We start from the raw sequence: 20,588 nt of genomic DNA on the forward strand, positions 1-20,588 counted from the left end.
ATGTATGGCGGATGGTTAGCGGCGCATGTCGGTGATGATGCCGTTCAGGGTGCTGATGGTGCCGTGCATATGCTGCACGTTGCCGGCTGCCTGCCGCATGGCGTTGCGCGTCTCGTCGGCCATGGTACCCATGTCGGCTGCGCTGCGGGCTATCTGTTCCGTAGCCGCGGACTGCTGTTCGGCCGCGGTGGCGATTTCGGTCACCATACCGCTGGTTGCCCCGGCAAGGTCGACAATGGACTTGAGCGCCTCGTCGGTCCTACCCGCCTGTTCGACGTTGTTGCGGGTTTCGTCCTCGACGCGCAGGGCAGAGGCGGTGCACCTGCGGGTACCGTCCTGTATGGCGGAGATGGCGTCTGCCACTTCGCGTGTGGCGGATACCGTCTTCTCCGCAAGTTTGCGCACCTCGTCGGCGACGACGGAGAATCCCCTGCCCGCCTCGCCCGCACGGGCGGCTTCGATGGCGGCATTGAGGGCCAGCAGGTTGGTCTGGTCGGCGATGTCGTTGATGATCTTGATGACGTTGCCCACACTGTCGGCCTGCGCGCCCAGTCCGCCAAGTTCACGCCGCATCTCTTCGACCAGTTCACGCAGGTTGTTCATGGTGCGGAGCGATTCTGCCACCACCGCAGCACCGTTGTCGGCCTGCTGCTTGGTGTCCTGCGCGTTGTGGGCCGTCCGGCTTGCATTGTCGGCAATCTCCCTGACCGTGGCGTTGAGTTCCTCGATGGCGACCACCGACTCGGCGATGAACTGGGCCTGACGCTCGCTGCTGCGCCCCGTCTCGTCGATGTCCGCTGCAAGGGTTCTCATGGTGGCTTCGGCCTCTTCGGAGACTTCGCCAGCCTGACGTGCCGCCGCTTCGATGGTGTCGCGCTGCATCTCGACAGCACGTTGCCTGCGATGAAGTTCGGTGACGTCGTTCCAGAAGGTTATGCCGCCGATGATGTCCCCCGAAGCATCGCGGATGGGCATCACGTCGATGATCATCTCGAATTGTTCCCCTACGGTGCTGGTATACGAGAACGGCACGTTCTTGCGCGGTTTGCCGTCTTCGAGCACGTCATGGAGGAGGGCGCGCCTGTTGCGGTCGGCGAACAGGAATTCGGAGATGTGCATACCCACGAAATCGGCCATGTCACCCGTGCGGCCCGTTGTGGCAACCATGCTCTGACTGCAGTTGCGGATGTGCAGGGTGGCGTCCACCACGGCGAAGGGGTTCTGGATGCCCCGGAGGATGCCTTGCATGAAGCCCGTCTCCTCCTGAAGTTCACCGATGATGTTGACCGTCATGTCGGAGAGGGTACTTGCCAGTTCGCCTATCTCATCGCTTCTGTCCACGGCTAGCCGCGTATCGAACGAACCGGAGGCGATGGCGCGGGCGTACGCCACGACCTTGCCGAGAGGCTTGCTGACGATGGCACGGGTGAGCAGGATGAGCACCCCGCCAAGGATGACCAGCAGAAGCCCCCCACCCGCCAGCAGCATGGTCAGGAAGTCGTCGGCAGATGCCGTGATTTCGTCCACGGGCTGGGCAGAACAGAGAAACCAGCGGTGCGCGATGCTGTCGGAAGGGATGTCGACCCTGCGGCTCATGTACCGGTACGCCACGCCTGCCGGGTCTGTGGCGATGAAGGAGCCCTTGGCGTCGATGAGCCGTCGTACGTACTCACCGTGGGTGGAGGCCGCATTCTTGTCGAGAATCATGGCGCGGTCACGGTGTGCGATGAACATCCCCCGGTCGTCCACGAAGAAGAAATGACCCGTCCTGCCTATTGTCGCGCCCTTGATGTACTTGTCGGTGAAGTAGTCCATGCGTGGTGCGAGGATGATGGTGCCGATGTTGCGCCCTTCATCCATGACCGGGGCGGCGATGACGAAGATGGGATTGCCCCGCAGCAGGCTGGGGTAGACTTCACTGATGAAGTAGGGGCGACCTTCGCGGGTGGCACGGTTGAAGCTCAGTTGTGCTCCTCCTTTGCCCAGTGTCTTGCCGTGCACCGTGTCTGTGAAGAACGCGCCGTCCCTGATGACACGCTCCTCACCCCCGACATTGACGGTGAAGGTGCGCCCGTCCGGCAGGTTCGCAGCCAGCGGAATGTTCTCATAGAACCCGTAGGCATCGTGGAACCCTTGCAGCATCTTCCGGGCCTGCTCGGCCTTTTCGGCGTTCCATGGTTCACGACAGGCGGCTATGACGCTCTCGTCGCGCGCCAGAACCTGCGCCAGTTGGGCCTGACTGCCTATCCAGTCCTGTAGCGCCTGTGCGATGTCGCCAAGCCGTGCCTCGCCGAACGATTCGTTGTAGTCCATCTCGCGGTGAACTTGTGTAGTGTAGGTATACCAGCCGAAAATGCATCCTACGAGAGACAGGACGCAGATGACGGAGAATATGTAGCGTACTGCGATATAGCGTTTCAGGATGTTCATTGCGGATACTCCTGCGATCAATCGTTGGATGAAAGATGCGAGGGTATGCAATGTGAATGGGCGGTGCAATGTCTATGAATGTTCTGGTAGTGCCAGTTTGTGGGGCAGTCGAACTCTGCGTGCCCTTTGGGTAGGCCATGCTGTCATGAAAAGATATCATAGGGCGATGTGTGCGTGGGATTTCGGTATCGATGTTGTGGCTCACCGTTTCTCTGCGAAGTGACGCGGGAGTCGCGTTGATGCGGTGCAGAACATAAAATAACGCCCACACCTTGCGGCGCGGGCGTTTCGGAACGGCGTGAGGGCGATGGCTACATCACATGACCGAAGGAATGGATGATGTTCTTGCGGAAGGCTCGGCCATTCCAGACCGTCTCCGCTCCTTCGGCCCTGACTTCTTCGGCGATGATGGCACGCAATTCGTCCATCTGCGTCGCATCTAGGTCGAGGCGCGAGATATCACCGAGAAGCTCGAGGGGATCGGTCCATTGGACGGGCATGGGCGCTTCCTCGTTGTGGTAGAGAAAGTAGATGACATGCTCACCTTGAACCGGAGTCTTGTGCAGGAAATGTTTCATCGTGTTCCCCTATGCGCGTGGCACGCGCCCTAGCGTTAGCAACCTTTCTTTTTTGCGGTGGGCGTGCAACGGCCTGAAATCCACCCACCTGCAGCCACGACATGTGTCGTGCTGCCGACCCGAAAAACAAAAAACCTCCCCAACAACGGAGAGGCCGACGCCGCAAGCCTGGCCTCATGTTCCCGCGTTCCCGTCGCGGCTGGTTGGCACCGTTGTGCTGGCTGACGGCGTCTCGCCTGCACAGGTTGCCGGGTGGTCATCGGGCCAAGTCCCTCGCACCCTCGTCATGAGTGACGCAGGAATAGCATGGTCGCAGAAAAAACGTCAACAATAAAATATATATTGAGATGAAGGGATATAGTTTGTTTTTCAGTATGTTGAAAATGAAGTTCTGTGGTTCTTTGTAGTACTACTGCTGCCATTGTCCGTTCGCATGGGGCGTGTGGCGCAAAGTGCCCTGATAGGATAGTTCTTCGTCACGTCAGGAGGCCCGGACTATCATGCGACTTTTCACGCGCGTACAGCATATGGGGGCGGCAGCGCTGCTGCTGGCCGTCAGCATCTTCCTTTCCCGATTCATGGGCCTTGTGCGCGACAAGGTCATCTCGTGGCATTTCGGGGCGTCAGCCGAGGCCGACATCTATTTCGCAGCCTTCGTCATCCCGGATTTTCTCAATTATCTTCTGGCAGGGGGCTATTTCTCCATCACCCTCATTCCCCTGCTTGCCGCTGCCTTTGAAAGGGATGCCGACGATGGCTGGCGTTTCTTCTCTGCCGCCTTCTGGTGGGTCGCCATGGCCATAGGCTCACTCACCGCCGTAGCGTGGTGGTTTGCGCCGCAGCTGGCACATCTGGCGGCACCCGGCTTCAGCGAGGTGGAATCGGCCCGTCTTGCGCGGTTTCTGCGAATCGTGCTTCCCGCGCAGGCGTGTTTCCTTCCGGGGGCCTGTCTGACGGCCCTGTTGTACCACCGGAGGCAGTTCACCGTTCCCGCGCTGACCCCCCTTGTCTACAACGGCAGCATCATCGCCGGGGGGCTGCTCATGCTCGACCGTGGCATGGAGGGCTTCTGCTGGGGGGTTCTCGGCGGTGCGGCGCTGGGCAGTCTGCTGCTGCCGCTGCTTGCCGTGCGGTCGGGTGGGCTGTCGTTGCGCCCGGTGTTGCGGCATCCGCAATTGCGTCGCTTCGTGCTGCTGGCGCTGCCTCTCATGCTGGGGCAGTCCATCGTGGTGCTGGACGAGCAGTTCGTGCGGGTCTTCGGTTCTATGGCCGGTGAGGGGGCCGTCAGTCTTCTCAACTATGCCCGACGCATCATGCTCGTGCCCGTTGGTGTAGTGGCGCAGGCGGCGGGCGTGGCGTCGTACCCGTTTCTCGCTGCGCTGGCCGCGAAAGGCGACGGTGCGGCCTTTGATGAGACCATGCGGACGGCCCTTCGCAATACGCTGGTGGTCATCCTGCCGCTTGCTCTCTGGATGGCCGCTGCTGCCGAACCCACACTACGCCTGATCTTTCAGGGCGGTGACTTCGCCACGACCGAGACGCTGGCAGCCACGCCGCTGTTGCAAATCATGTTGTGCGGCGTGGCCTTCTGGGCGGTGCAGCAGGTTGTCGGCCGGGGATTCTATGCGCGGCAGGATACGGTGACGCCTGCAGTGGTCGGCACTGTCGCCACACTGACCACGCTGCCGCTGTACGTCATCGGGGCGAAAAGCCTCGGTGCCACGGGGGTCGCACTCGCCGGGACATGCGGTGTCGTGGTCTACACCGTGTTGCTCACACTGGTCTGGCGCAGACGTCATGGTGGCGGCGGGCTTGAAGGCAGTCTGGGTGCCGCGTTGCGGTCGCTTGCCGTCTGTGTTCCTGCCATGGCGGGGGCATGGTTCTGTGCGACGTCACTTCCTGCATGGGCCCGTGCGATAGTGCCGTTGCCGCCTGCTATCGAGGCCCTTGGCGCACTGGGTGTGAGCGGTGGAGTTTTCGGGGTGGTCTACCTTGCGCTGGCCTGTCGCTTTGCGCCCGATGTGGCCGCGCCTGTCGTGGGACGCGTGCGGGGTGTCCTGAAGCGTCTGACAGGGCGGGGATGAAGGCCGTTCGTTATCAGTTCGTCACGAAGCAAGAGAGCACCGGATGGACCCGCCACCCGGTGCTCTTTGCATCAGAAGCTGAAAAACTGATACCGGATGTCTCCCGGACTGTACGTCGCCCAATCCCGACGGGGCGATGTGCAGGTGGGAACGCTGCGCGGCTGCCGGGACGTATCTGCGGCCAGTCCACATGGTGCACGGAACGACCGCTGTCCTTCGTCTGTCTATCCCGCCGTGCCCTAGACGCCACCACTGGTGGCAGAGGGGCTTGCGCCAATCGGCGGGAGTGGCAGGGGGGCGTCCGAGTGCAGATTGGGACTGAACCCTTTCGCGGCTACTGTTCCAGTCCGGCATCGCCGTCGTACATGAGCGGCGCGCCTTCCTCTTCCATCTCCAGCGTCTCGACCTTGTCTTCCAGCCATTCGAGGATGGCGCGTGCCGAGTGGTAGTTGAGGATGAGCTTCGAGTGGATGTGGCGGGTGATGACCTTCACGTCTTCGTCGTAGGGTGCCACTTCATGGCCGAAGCTGCCGTCGGGCGCGACGATGCGTTCCGAGAACGGGGGAAGCTTGTCGCTTTCGAGGTAGAAGTTCATCTCCACCTCGCCCTGCGGGTTGATGCCGCCCCATACGCCGTGCGCGTAACGCAGGCGTGTATCGGGGTCCTGTTCATATTCGTAGCGGATACGGGTGGGGTATTTGCCCTGACTCATGGACGCTCCTTGCGAAAGATGCGCCCCGAAGGGCGCTCAAATGCGGTGTTGTATGATGGTGCCCGCCCAGCGTTCGGGGATGGATATGCCTCCCATCGCAGCAGCCGCCGTCTTCGAGCGCGCCTTGACGATGGCTTGAGCGCGTTGCAGGCGTGCATCCGCCTCAAGGTCGCCGATGACGATGGCGGCGTCATCCATGAGCGGGGTATAGGGCGGCGGCAGGTAGGGCGGGTCGTTCCACGGGTCGCTGGTTGCCCGGTAAAGCTCGTATTCGCAGGGGCCACCGAAGGGGCACGTTTGCGGGGCGAAACGGGAAAAGGCGACCGGCATGGCTCTCTCCATGTTACATGCGGCGGATTTTACGAGACTTGGCAGGTGAAGTAAAGCAGCCATGGCGGTGCCGTGTCCGTAGCGGGCGCGTGTGCCTTCCCGGTGATTTCCGCAGCCGTCTCCAGCCGGATGAACGCGGACCACGGGTCACCTGCCGGGGGCGCATCGTCTTGACGGCGACGCCAGCTTCTGCTCAAAGTCTCTGGCGCATGGTGCCTCTGGTCGCTCGTCACCACGAGGATGCCGTGCCGGGAGGCTTTCGCGTGAAGGTGCTTGCGCCATTGTACGGTGAACCTCCGCATCAATCCCATCATAGGAGCACCCCATGTCCGAACATACATCCGAAGCCATCTCGATTCAGCCCTATTTCGACATAGAGCTTCTGATGAGCACCTGTCAGGAGACGCGCATCGGTGGCGACGTCATGAAGCGCCTTGCCCAAAGGTGGGAAGCCTGGCTGCCGTCCCTCAACGTACGCCGCATCGACACCGGTAAAATCCAGTATCTTGCTGTATGGCTCGATGCCAGCGTCGAGGATGAGGTCGACAGGGCATGGGAAGAGGCACCTTCCGATGCCTTCATCATCAACGCCCTTGCACAGACCATGTGCATGAGTGTCGTGCACGAAGTCCTTCCTGAAATCGAGGATGCGGGCTGTGCCCCGGCACCGAAGCCCACCGAGAAGCTGCGCGCAGCCATGGCTGCCGAGGGAGTGCCCTACAATGAGGTGGGCAATCTCACGCGCCGGTACGCTGTGGTCACGCACTACCCGTTCAAGGGCGGCTGCGAGATATGCCACCTTCAGAGTGACTGTCCCAAGGGACAGGGGCAGGCAGGAGCACCCTCGTCGCTGGTGTTGCCGGGGTACGAGCGGGAGAACTAGCCTCTTCGGCGACGGCTTGCGTATCGGCTGAAGCCGTTCAGCAATCCGATTCCAGTTGTAAAGGGACAACGGGCATATGCCATCGGCATGTGCTCGTTTTTGCGTTCATGACGGGTTAAGGAACAACCGTCTCGGTAAGGAATGACAGGCGGTGTGCCGGATTGCGGGGGGGGAGTGCGCAGCGCGCCCATGCCTCAAGAGTTGGCGCGTCGCCCCCCCCGGAAGGGGCGGCGCATGGCACTCCGCTGATGGCAGCAATGATTCCGGTGCGGACGAGGTCGCCTCTCCCGGAATGTTCCGCAGGCGTGAGGCGTGGCGCCGGTTCAGCTGTCTGCCGGGTTCAAGGTCCCGTTACCATCGGCAATCATCACACGGCATTCGATTGCCTCTGTCCCTTGTGTCACGAGTCGGGTCAGGACTGCGTCGCGGTCTTCCGTGTGCCCATGCGACAGGACGGTAGCCTTTTCGTCTTCGCGCAGGAATGACGCGATGCGTGCGGCTTCGACGATGACGCCGCGTTGCAGCAGCTTGTGTGCCACTGTGTGCAGGACGAGTCCGAAGATGCGCATCTGGATGCGTCCCCGTTCTTCTGCGGGCTTGTCCGTATCGTTGGTGCCGGTGATGCCGCCCCTCAAGGCGGCTACCGGGCTGTTGCGGCGCATGGCGATGCCCGCCGCCCCCGGAAGTGCCCCGGCTATGGCAATCCGTCCCCCGTCAGGGACACTTGTCCTGTCGATGTCGTCAATGGGATGTCCGTCGAGAAATACGGCATCCACGTGCCGTTCGACGTAGTCAGGGGCAAGCCCCAACTGACCGGTCAGCAGACTGCGAAGTGACGTCCCCGTCGTCACGTCGAGAAATACGCCTTCCTGCAGGAGAAGGCGCCATAATGTCGATGGTGTCATAATGAGTAATTCTTGGTCGTTTATGGTTCTATTCATGCAGTAATCTCTTTTATTGGGCTTTATAAAGAGTGTGAATGACACATAGGCAGCTATAGTGACCTGTAGGGCATTGCACTTGGCTTTGACGATGCTGTCATAGGTAGGTATGTACTAAAATAGTATAGTGAGCAATATTCGGTGTCGAAAGGCATTGGTTGATGCTGCCACATTTCAGTCTGCAACAGGAGTGTATGTCATGCCGAGGATACTACGTATCAATACAAGGGAGCGTAGCTGGAGGTTCGAAGAACCGGGAAAGTACGCAGGACTTGGGGGGCGCTCTCTCACTTCGCGCCTTGTTCAGGACGAGGTTCCAGCGGATACGCATGCGCTGAGCGCAGAGAACAGGATCGTGGCTGCCATCGGCCTGTTGTCCGGCACAGGTGCGGCGAACTCCGGTCGTATTTCCATCGGGGCCAAGTCGCCTCTCACCGGCGGCATCAAGGAGAGCAACTCCGGCGGTTCGTTCTGCCAGAAGCTTGCCCGACTCGACATTCTCGCCCTCGTGCTTGAAGACAAGCCCGAACCCAATGCACCTCTGGTCAACATCGTCCTGACGAAGGATGGCGTGCGCTTCGATGAGGCGGGAGACATGGCCGGAAAGGGCACCTATGCCTGCATGGATGCCGTATCGGAACGCTACGGCAAGAAGGCTTGCGCCATGCTCATCGGCCCTGCCGGCGAGTCGCTTCTCACCGGCGCCTCCATCCAGTTCTCCGACCCGTGGGGACGTCCCGCCCGTGCGGCAGGGCGTGGCGGGCTTGGTGCCGTCATGGGGTCGAAGCGTGTGAAGGCCATCGTAATCGATGACGAAGGCGGTACGCGCTTCGGATACGCCGATGAAGCCCGCTTCAAGGCCGCTTCGAAGCGCTGGGCCGAGATCCTGCGCGCCCACCCTGTCACGGGGCAGGGCTTGCCCGGCTTCGGGACGGCCATCCTCGTGAACATCATCAACGAGGCGGGTGCGTTCCCCACCCAGAACTTCCGTACCGGTCGCTGTGAGCATGCCCCCAAGATCAGCGGCGAAGTCATGGCCGAGTACATGGAGAAGCGTGGTGGCAAGGTCAAGGAAGGCTGCCACGCCGGGTGCATCATCCAGTGTTCCCAGAACTATGTCGACCCGGCTGGCGAGTACATCACCTCCGGTTTCGAATACGAGACGGTGTGGGCCTTCGGGGGCAACTCCCTGATTGCCGACATCGATGACATCGCGCGGCTGGACAGGATGTGCGACGACCTCGGTGTCGACACCATCGAGATAGGCAACACCGTTGCCATCGCCATGGACGCGGGCATCATCCCGTGGGGCGACGGCAAGGCGGCATTGAAGCTGCTTGCCCGCATCGCAGACCCCTCCGACGCCCTCGGCCGCATCATCGGTTCGGGTGTCGGTTTCGCGGCGCAGGCCTTCGGCATCGACCGGGTCCCCACCGTGAAGAACCAGTCCATGCCCGCCTACGACCCCCGTGCAGCCAAGGGTGTTGGCGTGACCTATGCCACCACCACCATGGGGGCCGACCACACGGCTGGCTACGCCATCTGCCAGAACATGCTCAAGGTCGGCGGTGACGTGAACCCGCTAGGCAAGGAAGGGCAGGTCGAAACCTCGAAGGCCCTGCAGGTCGCCACGGCTACCGTCGACTCGCTGGGTCTGTGCCTGTTCGTTGCGTTCGCGGTGCTCGACACCCCCGATGCCGTGCAGTGCATCTGCGACATGGTCTCGGCGCGCCACGGTATAGACTTCACTCCGAACGACTTCATCGCCATCGGTACCGATGTTCTCAAGGTGGAGCAGAAGTTCAATGCCGATGCAGGGTTCACTCCCGAAGACGACCAACTGCCCGCGTTCATGAAGCGCGAACCCCTGCCTCCGCACAATGTCGTGTGGGACTTCTCGGTGGAGGAGTTGCAGCAGGCCAAGGTCTAAAGCTGTACCGGTTGCCGGTGGGGTAGGCTCTCTTGTAGGGCGTGCCGCGGGCAGCAAGGTATGTGCCCTCGTACCGTTGTAATGCAAAGGGCCGAAGCGAAAGCTTCGGCCCTTTTTGCTGTCGCGGCCCAGAAGACCACGGCCCGGTGACGTTGCCGGCTTCCCATGGGCGGAGGCGTGGACATTCCCCCCTTCCCGCGGTCCGGGGGATAGCGACGGTGGATTGCTAGCCGCCACCCACGGCAGGGAAGAGGCCAAGCCTGTCGCCGGACTGCAATACCGTCTCCGGCGTGGCGTGAATGCCGTTGATGAAGACGATCTTGACGTCGTCCGCCGCGATGCCGAGCGCCTGCATCACCCCGGCAACGGTCGTCCCGCCGTCAAGCTGCATACGGCCCCCTTCGGGAGTGAAGCGCGAAAGTGTGGCAAAGCATTTGATCTCGATATCCATGGAGTTCTCCCGGTCAGGATGCTGTGGAAAGGAAGGCATGAAGGCGCGGGTTGTCGCTGCGGACAAGGTCAAGGCACACGCCAGCCGCTTGCGGGCAGAAGAGGGTGCCCATGCCGCTTTCGATCTCGCTCATGGCGTAGGACAGGGGCAGGGCGGGTCTGTAGGGGCGGTGAGAACAGATGGCCTCAAGCACGTCGGCAACGGCGATGATGCGGGCTTCCGCAAGGATGGCATCTCCACGCAGACCTGCGGGATAGCCCGAACCGTCGAGCCGTTCATGGTGCTGGAGCACGATGTCGGCTACAGGCGAGGGAAAGGGGATATCGGCAAGAATCTCGTACCCGAATTGTGGATGCTGTCGCAGGAATGCCATCTCGTGGTGATCGAGCCCTCTTGGTTTGGTCAGAAATTCCGATGGAATGCAAAGTTTGCCGATGTCGTGCAACGTGGCGGCGACACGCAGCCCGTCCAGTCTTTCCCCTTCGTAGCCCAGCACTTCTCCGATGGTGGTGGCGATGATGGCGACACGGCACTGGTGCGCTTCGGTGTAGGCGTCCTTGAGGTTGGTGAGCTTGGAGAGAGATTCGACGGTGGCGAAAAGAGTGGTGTGCAGGCGCGACGATGCCGCCTCGAGTTCGGCGGTGCGCTGGCGCACCATCTGTTCAAGACCGTTGCTGTAGGCCGTGTTCTCGGCGATGAGGGCTGCCCTTTCGAGGGCCCTGCGGATAAGGCGTACGAAGCCTGCGGTGTCGGCAATGGGTTTCGCGACATAGTCCCATGCCCCGTCACGAAGGGTTCCCACGGCGTCTTCGAGCACACCGGTGCCGGAGACCACGATGACAGGGACGAGGGGGTCGGCACTGTGCAGGTGGCGCACGACATCGCGCCCGTTCATGTCGGGCATGGCAAGGTCTACCAGAACAAGGTCTGGCGGCGATGTCGCGAACATGGACAGTCCCTCTGGCCCTGAAGACGCATCCATGACGTAGAAGCCTTCGTCCTCAAGCAGGGCCTTCAGCCCCATGCGGACAGAGGCGTCGTCATCAATGATGAGTATGGTGGCGGGGGCGGGCGCAGATTGCATTGTCGCAGGTGGCATGTTCATACCTGCAATCTAGCAGTGGATATTGCACTAGGCAAGGTCACTTGCAGGAATGGCCACACCCCGTAGCCCGACACAGCGTGTCGTAGCCATGACGGGGGTCAGGTGCAACAGTACATCGGTCGAACCGTTGCAATCGACCACGAGACGGCATGACAATGTCACGGGATGGCTGTGCTGCATGGCTAGCCCGACCCTTTCAGCCAGCCTCGGTCTGTCATCGGGGTGTACGATGTCGAGCAGCCCTGCATCGCCCTTGAGCGCTGCGCGTGCGACAATCATCCGGGTTGCGGGGTTCATGTGCCGGAAGCCTCCGGCTGCGTCCGTCTCGAAGACGGGGATGGTCAGGCCATTGAAGAGCGCGTTGATTTGCCTGTCGTCACTACGGCGCATGGCATCGAGTTCGTGGACTTCAATGGCGTTGGCGCATTGGCGCAAGACCAGCCGCAAGAGGGAAAGGAGCACGGCTGAGACATTGCGGGCGTCACGCGGGTGAACCCCTATGAACATGCCCCGCACGCGCGCTGTCGTGGCCAGCACGCACAAGACGAGACGGTGCGTGCCGTTGCGCGAATAGATGGTGATGGGCCGATTCTCCCTGATGGCAAGGGCGAAAAGACCGCTCTCGGTAAGATGCCGTACCTCGTCGTCGATGAACGCCTGCTGTGATTCGGGGATGCACAGGGCGGGCATGAAATCGGAAGTGCCTTCGACGACAAGCATGAAGCACGTGGTGGCGAACGGAATGAGGTCGCTCAGGCGGGCATGCGTCTCGCTGAGTATCTGTTCCGGCGTCGCCTTGCGGTTCGTCAGGGCCTGGAAGTCGGACAGTTCCGTCGCCATGTCGAGGATGTCGAGGGTCAGACGTGCCTGGTCCTCAAGATGGCGGATGTGCTCGCCAAGAGGGAGCGATGTCTGATGGTCCGTCACAGGGCCTCCATGCATTGTAGAAGGTCGCCGACCTGTCTTTCAAGCTGTGCTGCTGCGGTGGCGAAAGCTGTAGGGGCCAGTCCCGTGGCCTGCCAGGTTTCGGCGCTGAGGCGCGGCATGAGCCGTTCACCGCTGGAGCCCGGGCCGAAGAGATTGGCGAGCGCGTCGGCAGCGGCGAGGATGGCATGGCGCCTTTCGGGGATGTCTGGCGCGTGCACGGCGCGCTGGTCGTCTACGAGGTAGGGGGGGCAGTTCCAGTGTGTGAGCAGTGCGGCCCCGATTTCTCCGTGGTCGGCCCCGACAATCTCCTCTTCGATGTCGACGAGACGCACCTGTCGTCTCGCCGCTTCCTGCAACAGGCAGGCGGCATGGTCTGGGAGGTGGATGAAAGTCACCAGCCTGCCGATGTCATGCAAAAGCCCGGAGAGGAAGAGCCGGTCGGTCGCCTCCAGTCCCGCGTGGACGGCAAGGATGCGGGCAGCCACGCCACATGCCACCGAATGTTGCCAGAAGGTTCGCATGTCGACCATGCGCGACGGAATGCCTCGAAACGACCTGATGAGGCATGTGCCGGTGGCGATGACCATGAGTTGCGCGACCCCGATGACGATGACGGCGCGGTTGATGTTGTCTACCGGCGAGCGCAGCCCGAAATAGGCACTGTTGGCGAAGCGCAGCAGGCGTGAGGCGAGGTCGGGGTCGTAGCTGATGATTTCCGCGGCATCGGCGGCGGTGCTCATGGGGTCGTGAAGGACCTCGGTGAGTCTGTGGAATGTCTCGGGCAGGGTGGCGAGTCTGGTGCCGAGTTCGAGCAGCGTGGGCCTGTCTACGGGGGGCGGGCACGCACACTGCGCACCCACATGACCCGTTGAGATGTCGGCAGCACCCAAGATGCAGGGCGACCTTTCCTCAAGGCGTGTGGCAAGTTCTTCAGCCATGACCCGGTTGTGGGGATGCTCGATGTCGCAACCGTGGAAGCGGCGCTTCACCTCGGCCCATGCCGGAGATGGCATGGAGTGGGGATGTGCCTGCAAGTCTGCCCTTGAGTCCGTGTGGGCAGCCGAAGTGGCTGGCGACCTGTCATCAACGACGACGACCTCTGTGACTCCCCACATGGCGAGAATGCGCAGAGTGGATTCGGTGACTTCGTGTCCGGCGGGAAAAAGGCGACGCCCGTTGATATCCCGCACGGTCTCGACGAGAACCATGCCGGGAAGCAGTCTGTTGAGGCTGAGTGTGCGCATCGTGACTCCGGCGGTCAATCTAGCCGAATGCATGGCCGCGTGGCAACCGGGTTGGGCGCTTCCACTCCGCGACAAGTTCTGATAACCCCGAAGCCACGACGCCGCACCTCTCGCCAAGGCATGGCGCGGCCATCCGTCCATCACGTCACCAGTGCCCCGCCGGGAGAATCATGACGCCGAACTATCTGGATATCGCCTTTCTGGCCGTTCTGGGCCTCTTCACGTTGCGCGGGCTCTTCCGTGGTCTTGTGGAGGAGGTCGCCGGACTCGTCGGTGTCATCGGCGGCTTCTGGCTTGCCAACAGGCATCACGCCGATGCCGCGGCCTATGTCGGTCGCGTGGTCGAAGACCCCGCATGGGTGGGAGTGCTCTCCTATGTGGTCGTCTTCCTCGGTGTTCTGCTCGTGGTCTCCATCGTGGCACGCATCATCCGGAAATTGCTGGTACTCTCCTTCGCGGGGTGGCTTGACCATCTTGCCGGGGGTGCGGTCGGCGTGGCCAAGGGGGTGATCATATGCTCCATCCTGCTGGCGGTGCTGATGCACTTTCTGCCCGACGCCTCTTTCGTGCGCGACTCGCGCGTCATACCCCATCTCGCCAAGGTGACCTCGTTCATCAAGGGCTATCTCCCTCAACAGATTGTAAACTGACGCCTTCCGGCGTCCGGGAATCATCACATGACCAAGGACAACGCATCCCTCGCCCGTCTCACCGATGTCATCGACCGTCTCCTCGCCCCTGAAGGCTGCCCGTGGGACAAGGAGCAGACCCCCGAATCGCTTTGCGACTATCTCGTGGAGGAGTGCTTCGAACTGGTGGAGGCCATTCGCAGCGGCAATGCGGACGAAGTGCGCGAAGAGATGGGCGATGTCATGTTCCTTCTCGCCTTCCTCGGCAGACTCTACGCCGACAAGGGGGCATTCACCCTTGATGACGCCATGGCCAACAACGCCGCGAAGATGATTCGCCGTCACCCGCATGTGTTTTCGGATACGACCTATGCGGACCGCGATGAGTTCCTCCGTAACTGGGAGAGCATCAAGCGCGCCGAAAAGGCCGATGCCGAAGGCGAACCGCAAGGCGTGTACGACAGCCTGCCAGCCTCGTTGCCGCCGCTTCTCAAGGCGTACCGTATCCATTCCAAGGCTGCCCGCGTAGGCTTCACATGGCCCGAAGACGAGGATGTGGAACGGCAGGTCGAGGCCGAATGGCTTGAACTGCTGGACGTGCTGGCCGGAGACGACAAGGCCGCACAGGAGAACGAACTCGGCGACCTCATCTTCTCGCTGGTCGAACTCGGTCGGCGCAAGGGAATCAAGGCCAACACGGCACTGGATATGACCAACCTCAAGTTCCTGCGCCGTTTCCGCAGGATGGAGGCACTGGCCCGCGAGCGCGGTCTCGATTTTCCCGCGCTGTCCCTCGACGACAAGGACGAGTTGTGGAACGAGGCGAAGGCTGCGGAAGCGGCAGCGCGGTAGAACGCCTCGCAGCAACCCTGCTGCGGGCGTTGCGGGAAGGGCTTGAGGTCGACCCCCCGACGTCAGCCTTTCTTGCGTCGCAATTGGGAGAGGCGTCGGCACAGGCGCTTGCTGATGTGCTGGGCGACCCCTCCCACCCCGACCACGACACCGTGCTTGACTATCTCTGCTCACCCGGCCCGGCGTTGCGGCATGAGGTGGAGACGATACTGCTCAAGGCGGGCGATGGGGGGGCCTCCTGCCTGCTTGCGGGACAAGTCGTGGACGCCCTGCGAGCTGCGGTGCCGGGTGTGGATGCTGGCACTTTTGCTGTCGATGTGCGGCTGGACGGGGGCGTGATAGGCTCTGTGTCTCTGTCCGTGGCCGACCTCTCGTCACTGGTCGGGCGACTTCGCCTCGACGCCGGGCCGGATGCCTCGACGACGCGCGTCATGGCGGCGGTGCTGTCCGGGGAGGCGCTCCTACAGGCGCGGCTGGCAGTACGCGCCGCACGCATCCCGTGCACGGTGTTCCATGCGGACCTTGTTGCCTCGTTTTTCAGGTGTGTGCCCGTCACGTCGCCCCATGGCGAAGAAGTGCTTCGCCTCTGGCTGGACATCCTCGAGAATCTTCCGGAGGGCGGCGACCCGGTGGCAGCGGTGCGTCGTCGTCGAGACAGGCTTGTCCGGGCCGCCCGCGAAGCTGATGCCTTCTTCGCCCGACTTGCCCGCTACAATATGGAGATGCTCATGATGCAAGGCATGAGCGCACCGGCGATTGATGGCGACGAAGCGAGGCGCCGGGCCTACCTGCTTGACAGGTTGTGCCTTGCCCTGTTCGGAGTGGTACTTGATGATGAGCGGTCTTTTCAGACCGGAGAGGCCGACCTTGGCGTTCTCGACCTTGATGCCGGGCCAGATGCCGTGCCAGATGCCGTGGCGCGGCTGTTCGACGCGGTGTGAGCCGGACTTTTCGCGAGGCCCGGCGCCGTGGCTGAAGGCTGCGGCGGATGCCCCGCCACCGTTCCATCCCCGTGGAGGTGCGTACCATGTTCGTTACAGCGAGTGATGCCGCAGCCCGTATCTGTCCGCTTCTGCCGCCCGTGGCGGACAAGCCTGCTCCATGTCAGGGCAGCGCATGCATGATGTGGCGTTTCAGGTATCCCGAGCGTCGTTCCGTGGACGACACCGGCTACTGCGGACTCGCCGGCAAGCCTGCCGGGGCGATGTGACCCGCGTCACCACTACAGGAATCCCCATGAACAATGTGCCCAGCGGACGCCATCACGTCTCGACCTCCCGCAATCTCTTCGCCTGGTTCCTCTTCGCCCTGCTGCTGCTTTCGCTGTATCTCAGTTATCAGCTTGTGGCCCCGTTCCTGCACACCATAATCCTCTCCAGCGTGTTCAGTGCCAGCATCTACCCGTTCTACCGCAGGCTGACGTCATACCTTGGCGAGAGGCCGGTGCCCGCAGCGCTACTGGTGCTTGCAGGCGTGGTGATTCTGGTCGTCATCCCTGTCGTCGTCTTCGTCATCGGCCTCATTCCGCAGGCGGTGGCTTCGGTGTCCGCCATCACGCGCTGGCTGGCAGGGCATGGCGGTCTGGACGGTCTCAACGACGCCGCCCTCGCGCCCTACATCGCATGGGTGCGCGAGAATCTGCCCTTCATCGACCCCGCCCAACTCGACGTGCGCAGTAGCCTTGTTCAGGCTTCAAGGGCGGCAGGGCAGACCCTGCTGCAGTGGGGAACGTACGTCCTCGGCAACACCCTGTTGCTGTTCGGACATTTTCTGCTGCTTCTGCTGTGCATGTTCTTCATGCTGAAGGACGGGGCGTGGATGGTACAGCGTGTGCGGTATCTCTCGCCGTTGCGTATCGACCAGCAGGACCGCATCATCCTCGAATTGCGCCGCGTGGGGCGTTCCGTCCTCGTGGGCGGACTTCTCGTCGCGGTCATCCAGGGGCTTCTCGGAGGCGTGGCGCTGGCTGCGGTGGGCATTCCGGCCCTGTTCTGGGGAACGCTGATGGCGTTCGCCTCTCTCGTGCCTGTTGTCGGCACAGGACTCGTGTGGGTTCCTGCCGTGTGCTACCTGCTGCTGACATCGCAGTGGGAGTCGGCCCTCTTCCTGTCACTCTGGTGCGGCATCGTGGTCGTGGGCGCGGACAGCATCCTCAGGCCCTACTTCATGCGTGGCGGCGTGGGGATGCCCGTGTTCTTCATCTTCCTGTCCATCCTCGGAGGGGTCAAGGCCTTCGGGATGCTTGGCATTCTCGATGGCCCGCTGATTCTGAGCTTCACCGTGGTGATGCTCTCACTCTATGGGGACGAGTACCGCGACATCCTTGATGCCGGAAGCCTCGCACACTCTCGTGGGGCGGAGTGCGAAAAGGGTGAAGCCTCCGAGGAAGGGCCTGACGGCACGTAGCCGTCAGGTTGCCAAGTCTTCTCGCTTCATCTACGAAGAGGGGGAGAGGTGCGCACGGATGCCCGTCCGCTTTTCTCGTGAATTTCCGGTCCTCTTCGTGGGATACCCCGCGTGACCGTAGTGCTTGAGGCATTATCCTCGGAGCATGGCCGCTTCGACCTGTATGGTTTTCTGTTGTGGATGTGCCGTCCTTTGGCCAGTAGACCTGCCTTCACGGGACTGACGACACATGAGCACTCTGCCCGATAGCCGCGAATCCCGTGAGATGCCTTCCGGTAAGGAAGGCGGTCTCCCCGGGAGTGCGCACGAAGCCCCGATTGTTGCCCGGGGGGATGTCTCGCGTTCCTCCGACAGCACCGGCCTTGAATATGCTTCGGCTGCAGCACCCGTGGGCGACTTGCTGCGGGCCGTACGTGGCGGCATGCATGGTGTGACGGCCTCCCGTGGGGGTGTGTCCGGTGCCAATGCCAGTGTGGGGGTGGCGGTTTTCGACGGTGCCGGCAACCTGCTGGAGATGAACCCGCAGCTGGCACGCCTTCTGGGGTGCGGTGACTGCCCGCCGCCTTCCCTCTTCTCTTCGGGTTTCGTCGGCCTTGAAGGCACGACAGAGGTCCTTTCGCTGTTCATGCGCATCGCAGCCGGAAAGGTTCCGGGGGGCATGTGCCGCAAGCGATTTTGCGGCGAGGGCGGCAAAACGTTCACTGCGCGGGTGACTCTCTACGCCGAACATGACATCTCTGGGCGCGTCGCACGCATCGTCAAACTGGTGCAGCCCGAGGCGGGAGAGGATGCCTCTGTTCCGGGGGCGGACGTGGCCGACAAGGTGCGCGCCGCACTCGACCTCATCGCCTACGCGCGTCTCAATGAACGTGACCTGCCTTCCCTGGTGGCGCGCTTCCATCGCATACTCCGGTCGCTGATGCCGTTCGAACATTGCTATGTCGCACTCTGCGACGGGCCGGGCGGCATGGTGAGTTATCCCTACTATCGCGACATCGGTGTCGTCAGCCGCGATGCCCGCGCCTTCGGCGATGGCATCAGCGAGTACATCTACACGAACGGTGCTGCGCTGGTCCTTGATGCGCAGGGGATAGAGTCGCTTGAGCGCGCGGGGCGCTTCCGCCTGCGTTGTGCGCGCCCTCGGCACTGGATAGGCGTTCCGCTGCGGACGCACGGGGGCGAGGTCATCGGTGTCTTCGCGGGCAAGAGTTATCGTGAGGGCGATGCCTACACGGTCGAAGACCGGTTGCTTCTCGAACTGGTCTCGGGACATGTGGCGGGGGCCATCATCGAGCGGCGCAAGGCGTTTGCGCTACAGGAAAGCGAAGCACGGTTCAGGGCCATCTTCGAGCATTCAGCCGCCGGCATCTGCCTAGTGGGGCGTGACGGCCTGCTGATGGATGCCAACCCTGCCTTCGAGGAACTGCTCGGGCTGACACGTGCCGAAGTGGTGGGGTGCCGCTTTGACGCCTTCCTGCCCGTGAAGGCCGCATCCGAGCTCGATTCCACCTGCCGCAGCTCTTTTGCCGAGGGGCGCGACACCGTGTCACTGCGGCTGCCGTTCCTGCGGGTGGATGGCGAGCAGCGTTGGGGCAGACAGATCGTCACCGCCGTGCGCGACGTGGCGGGTGATGTGGCCTTCGTGCTTGCGCAGGTCGAGGACATCACAGAGCAGCAGCAGACCGAGGCGCGGCTGACACGCATGGCCTTCCATGATGCGCTCACCGGCTTGCCCAACCGCGTTCTTTTCCTCGACAGGGTGGAGACGGCGCTGCGCCGCGCCCGTCGCCATGAGACCTACCATTTCGCCGTACTCTTTCTCGACCTCGACAGGTTCAAGGTCGTCAACGACAGTCTCGGTCACAAGGCGGGTGACGAGCTGTTGCGCCAGTTCGCAAGGCGTCTGGAACCCTGCCTGCGCGAGGTGGACACCATGGCGCGCTTCGGGGGAGACGAGTTCGCCATCCTGCTGGACGACATGAGCGACGTTGACGAGTCGGTGAATATCATCGAGCGTCTTCAGGCTGCGTTGCGGCAGCCGTTCCTCGTGCAGGGGATGGAGGTCTACACCGGTGCCAGTATCGGGGCTGTGCTCCGCGCCCGCGACTACACGCAGGCGGAAGATATCCTGCGGGATGCCGATATCGCCATGTATCGCGCCAAGGATAGCGGCAAGGGCCGGTTCGTGGTGTTCGAGTCGAGTGCTGCTCCCGGGGCACAGGACATCCTGCGTCGCGAGAACGAATTGCGCAGGGCGCTCGATGGTGACGAGATCGAGCTGTACTTCCAGCCCATAGTGGCCTTGCGGACGGGACGCATCACCGGTCTCGAGGCTCTCGTGCGCTGGCAGCATCCCGAACAGGGGCTGCTGGCTCCCGGCACGTTCATCCCGCTGGCGGAAGAGTCCAATCTCATCTGCGACCTCGACATGCACGTCTTCCGCAAGGGATGCCTTGCCGTGGTGGCGCTGCAGGAGGCCTTCGAGGGGCCGCTGGCAGTCAACATCAATATCTCGGCCCGCAGCTTCCGCAGGCTACGCATGGTGCAGGACATCACGGACATCCTGCGCGAGACGGGATGCCCGCCACAGATGGTGAAGCTCGAGATCACCGAGAACCTGCTGCTGACAGGGCTTGAAGTGACGGACAAGCTCTGGCGTCTCAAGGACCTTGGACTGTCCCTCGTGCTTGACGATTTCGGTACGGGCTATTCTTCGTTGAACTACCTGCGCCAGTTCCCCATGGATATCCTCAAGATAGACAGGTCGTTCATCAGTCGCGTGCACGAGGAGAGGGCGGCGAGGGGTATCGTTGAGTCCATCGCCAACCTCGGGCGCACGTTGGGTCTCGGAGTCGTCGCCGAAGGCATCGAGGTGTCGGAACAGGCAGAGATTCTGCTGGAAGTGGGCTGCCCGCACGGGCAGGGCTATTTCTATTCCCGCCCTCAACCGTTCGACCGGATGCTTCGCACGCTCGAACGACGTCGCCCGTTGCCGTTGTCAGCAGGATAGGGCTGGCCCTCCCCCCCCTCGCGCATTCGCAAGCCGTATGAGGGGGAATGGGCGCATCCCATCACGTTGCGACCTC

Annotated in this window: 18 protein-coding genes and 1 riboswitch; of the genes, 9 read left to right on the forward strand and 9 right to left on the reverse strand. The window is 62.3% G+C overall.

Translation table 11 applies throughout. The annotated features are described in order from the left end of the window. Positions 1-15 precede the first annotated feature (15 nt). Entirely contained in the window at positions 16-2,430 is a 2,415-nt protein-coding gene (locus DVU_RS05535) for a methyl-accepting chemotaxis protein (protein ID WP_010938466.1), read from the reverse strand. A gap of 311 nt (positions 2,431-2,741) precedes the next feature. Beyond that, the gene (locus DVU_RS05540) at positions 2,742-3,008 is read right to left on the reverse strand and encodes a hypothetical protein (RefSeq protein ID WP_014524324.1); all 267 of its coding nucleotides are present in this window, start codon (positions 3,006-3,008) and stop codon (positions 2,742-2,744) included. Positions 3,009-3,179: 171 nt separating this feature from the next. Continuing rightward, a riboswitch (SAM riboswitch) is annotated at positions 3,180-3,301 on the reverse strand. Positions 3,302-3,508: 207 nt separating this feature from the next. Between DVU_RS05540 and murJ the strand changes: the two genes are divergently transcribed. Next, on the forward strand, positions 3,509-5,092 hold the full coding sequence (gene murJ, locus DVU_RS05545) for a murein biosynthesis integral membrane protein MurJ (protein ID WP_011792519.1): 1,584 nt from the start codon (positions 3,509-3,511) through the stop codon (positions 5,090-5,092). Between the two features lie 334 nt (positions 5,093-5,426). Here the strand turns inward: murJ and DVU_RS05550 are convergent, their stop codons facing one another. Both DVU_RS05550 and DVU_RS05555 read right to left on the reverse strand, forming a co-directional pair. Continuing rightward, positions 5,427-5,804: a hypothetical protein gene (locus DVU_RS05550; protein ID WP_010938471.1), complete on the reverse strand. Its 378-nt coding sequence runs from the start codon at positions 5,802-5,804 to the stop codon at positions 5,427-5,429. A gap of 36 nt (positions 5,805-5,840) precedes the next feature. After that, the gene (locus DVU_RS05555) at positions 5,841-6,134 is read right to left on the reverse strand and encodes a hypothetical protein (protein ID WP_223294584.1); all 294 of its coding nucleotides are present in this window, start codon (positions 6,132-6,134) and stop codon (positions 5,841-5,843) included. Positions 6,135-6,459: 325 nt separating this feature from the next. On the opposite strand from DVU_RS05555, the gene DVU_RS05560 reads away from it, so the two are divergent. Then, positions 6,460-7,017: a hypothetical protein gene (locus DVU_RS05560; RefSeq protein WP_010938473.1), complete on the forward strand. Its 558-nt coding sequence runs from the start codon at positions 6,460-6,462 to the stop codon at positions 7,015-7,017. A gap of 323 nt (positions 7,018-7,340) precedes the next feature. Here the strand turns inward: DVU_RS05560 and DVU_RS05565 are convergent, their stop codons facing one another. Next, positions 7,341-7,922 (reverse strand): hypothetical protein, encoded by a 582-nt coding sequence (locus DVU_RS05565; protein WP_223295146.1) that lies wholly within the window; start codon positions 7,920-7,922, stop codon positions 7,341-7,343. Between the two features lie 235 nt (positions 7,923-8,157). On the opposite strand from DVU_RS05565, the gene DVU_RS05570 reads away from it, so the two are divergent. Beyond that, positions 8,158-9,888, forward strand: coding sequence for an aldehyde ferredoxin oxidoreductase family protein (locus DVU_RS05570; protein WP_010938476.1), 1,731 nt, complete (start codon positions 8,158-8,160; stop codon positions 9,886-9,888). Positions 9,889-10,114: 226 nt separating this feature from the next. On the opposite strand, the gene DVU_RS05575 is transcribed toward DVU_RS05570, so the two are convergent. From DVU_RS05575 to DVU_RS05590, 4 genes are read right to left on the reverse strand one after another with little or no spacing between them, the layout of a single operon-like run. Continuing rightward, entirely contained in the window at positions 10,115-10,339 is a 225-nt protein-coding gene (locus tag DVU_RS05575) for a MoaD/ThiS family protein (RefSeq protein ID WP_010938477.1), read from the reverse strand. A gap of 13 nt (positions 10,340-10,352) precedes the next feature. After that, positions 10,353-11,438 carry an HD domain-containing phosphohydrolase gene (locus DVU_RS05580; RefSeq protein WP_014524326.1) on the reverse strand — a complete coding sequence of 362 codons (1,086 nt, stop codon included), beginning with the start codon at positions 11,436-11,438 and terminating at the stop codon, positions 10,353-10,355. Between the two features lie 33 nt (positions 11,439-11,471). Beyond that, positions 11,472-12,371 (reverse strand): PAS domain-containing protein, encoded by a 900-nt coding sequence (locus DVU_RS05585; RefSeq protein WP_014524327.1) that lies wholly within the window; start codon positions 12,369-12,371, stop codon positions 11,472-11,474. Further along, positions 12,368-13,615, reverse strand: a complete 1,248-nt coding sequence (locus tag DVU_RS05590; RefSeq protein ID WP_010938480.1) for an HDOD domain-containing protein — start codon at positions 13,613-13,615, stop codon at positions 12,368-12,370. Before DVU_RS05590 ends, DVU_RS05585 begins: the two co-directional genes overlap by 4 nt. A gap of 170 nt (positions 13,616-13,785) precedes the next feature. Between DVU_RS05590 and DVU_RS05595 the strand changes: the two genes are divergently transcribed. The 6 genes from DVU_RS05595 (at position 13,786) to DVU_RS05620 (ending at position 20,512) form a co-directional block, all read left to right on the forward strand. Continuing rightward, positions 13,786-14,265, forward strand: a complete 480-nt coding sequence (locus DVU_RS05595) for a CvpA family protein (RefSeq protein ID WP_010938481.1) — start codon at positions 13,786-13,788, stop codon at positions 14,263-14,265. A gap of 27 nt (positions 14,266-14,292) precedes the next feature. Next, positions 14,293-15,096: a nucleoside triphosphate pyrophosphohydrolase gene (gene mazG, locus DVU_RS05600; protein WP_010938482.1), complete on the forward strand. Its 804-nt coding sequence runs from the start codon at positions 14,293-14,295 to the stop codon at positions 15,094-15,096. Further along, positions 15,057-16,037 (forward strand): hypothetical protein, encoded by a 981-nt coding sequence (locus DVU_RS05605; RefSeq protein WP_014524328.1) that lies wholly within the window; start codon positions 15,057-15,059, stop codon positions 16,035-16,037. Before mazG ends, DVU_RS05605 begins: the two co-directional genes overlap by 40 nt. Positions 16,038-16,123: 86 nt before the next feature. Next, entirely contained in the window at positions 16,124-16,306 is a 183-nt protein-coding gene (locus DVU_RS05610; RefSeq protein ID WP_014524329.1) for a hypothetical protein, read from the forward strand. A gap of 26 nt (positions 16,307-16,332) precedes the next feature. Next, positions 16,333-17,502 (forward strand): AI-2E family transporter, encoded by a 1,170-nt coding sequence (locus DVU_RS05615; protein WP_014524330.1) that lies wholly within the window; start codon positions 16,333-16,335, stop codon positions 17,500-17,502. A 229-nt stretch (positions 17,503-17,731) separates the two neighbouring features. After that, positions 17,732-20,512 carry a putative bifunctional diguanylate cyclase/phosphodiesterase gene (locus DVU_RS05620; protein ID WP_010938486.1) on the forward strand — a complete coding sequence of 927 codons (2,781 nt, stop codon included), beginning with the start codon at positions 17,732-17,734 and terminating at the stop codon, positions 20,510-20,512. Positions 20,513-20,588 lie beyond the last annotated feature (76 nt).

The sequence above is a fragment of the Nitratidesulfovibrio vulgaris str. Hildenborough genome (genome assembly GCF_000195755.1).
GTDB lineage: Bacteria > Desulfobacterota > Desulfovibrionia > Desulfovibrionales > Desulfovibrionaceae > Nitratidesulfovibrio > Nitratidesulfovibrio vulgaris.

Bases quoted from the DNA above. Each gene is read 5' to 3' on its own strand.
- DVU_RS05535 (WP_010938466.1), bottom strand. From the start codon at position 2,430: ATGAACATCCTGAAACGCTATATCGCAGTACGCTACATATTCTCCGTC.
- DVU_RS05540 (WP_014524324.1), bottom strand. From the start codon at position 3,008: ATGAAACATTTCCTGCACAAGACTCCGGTTCAAGGTGAGCATGTCATC.
- murJ (WP_011792519.1), top strand. From the start codon at position 3,509: ATGCGACTTTTCACGCGCGTACAGCATATGGGGGCGGCAGCGCTGCTG.
- DVU_RS05550 (WP_010938471.1), bottom strand. From the start codon at position 5,804: ATGAGTCAGGGCAAATACCCCACCCGTATCCGCTACGAATATGAACAG.
- DVU_RS05555 (WP_223294584.1), bottom strand. From the start codon at position 6,134: ATGCCGGTCGCCTTTTCCCGTTTCGCCCCGCAAACGTGCCCCTTCGGT.
- DVU_RS05560 (WP_010938473.1), top strand. From the start codon at position 6,460: ATGTCCGAACATACATCCGAAGCCATCTCGATTCAGCCCTATTTCGAC.
- DVU_RS05565 (WP_223295146.1), bottom strand. From the start codon at position 7,922: ATGACACCATCGACATTATGGCGCCTTCTCCTGCAGGAAGGCGTATTT.
- DVU_RS05570 (WP_010938476.1), top strand. From the start codon at position 8,158: ATGCCGAGGATACTACGTATCAATACAAGGGAGCGTAGCTGGAGGTTC.
- DVU_RS05575 (WP_010938477.1), bottom strand. From the start codon at position 10,339: ATGGATATCGAGATCAAATGCTTTGCCACACTTTCGCGCTTCACTCCC.
- DVU_RS05580 (WP_014524326.1), bottom strand. From the start codon at position 11,438: ATGCCACCTGCGACAATGCAATCTGCGCCCGCCCCCGCCACCATACTC.
- DVU_RS05590 (WP_010938480.1), bottom strand. From the start codon at position 13,615: ATGCGCACACTCAGCCTCAACAGACTGCTTCCCGGCATGGTTCTCGTC.
- DVU_RS05595 (WP_010938481.1), top strand. From the start codon at position 13,786: ATGACGCCGAACTATCTGGATATCGCCTTTCTGGCCGTTCTGGGCCTC.
- mazG (WP_010938482.1), top strand. From the start codon at position 14,293: ATGACCAAGGACAACGCATCCCTCGCCCGTCTCACCGATGTCATCGAC.
- DVU_RS05610 (WP_014524329.1), top strand. From the start codon at position 16,124: ATGTTCGTTACAGCGAGTGATGCCGCAGCCCGTATCTGTCCGCTTCTG.
- DVU_RS05615 (WP_014524330.1), top strand. From the start codon at position 16,333: ATGAACAATGTGCCCAGCGGACGCCATCACGTCTCGACCTCCCGCAAT.
- DVU_RS05620 (WP_010938486.1), top strand. From the start codon at position 17,732: ATGAGCACTCTGCCCGATAGCCGCGAATCCCGTGAGATGCCTTCCGGT.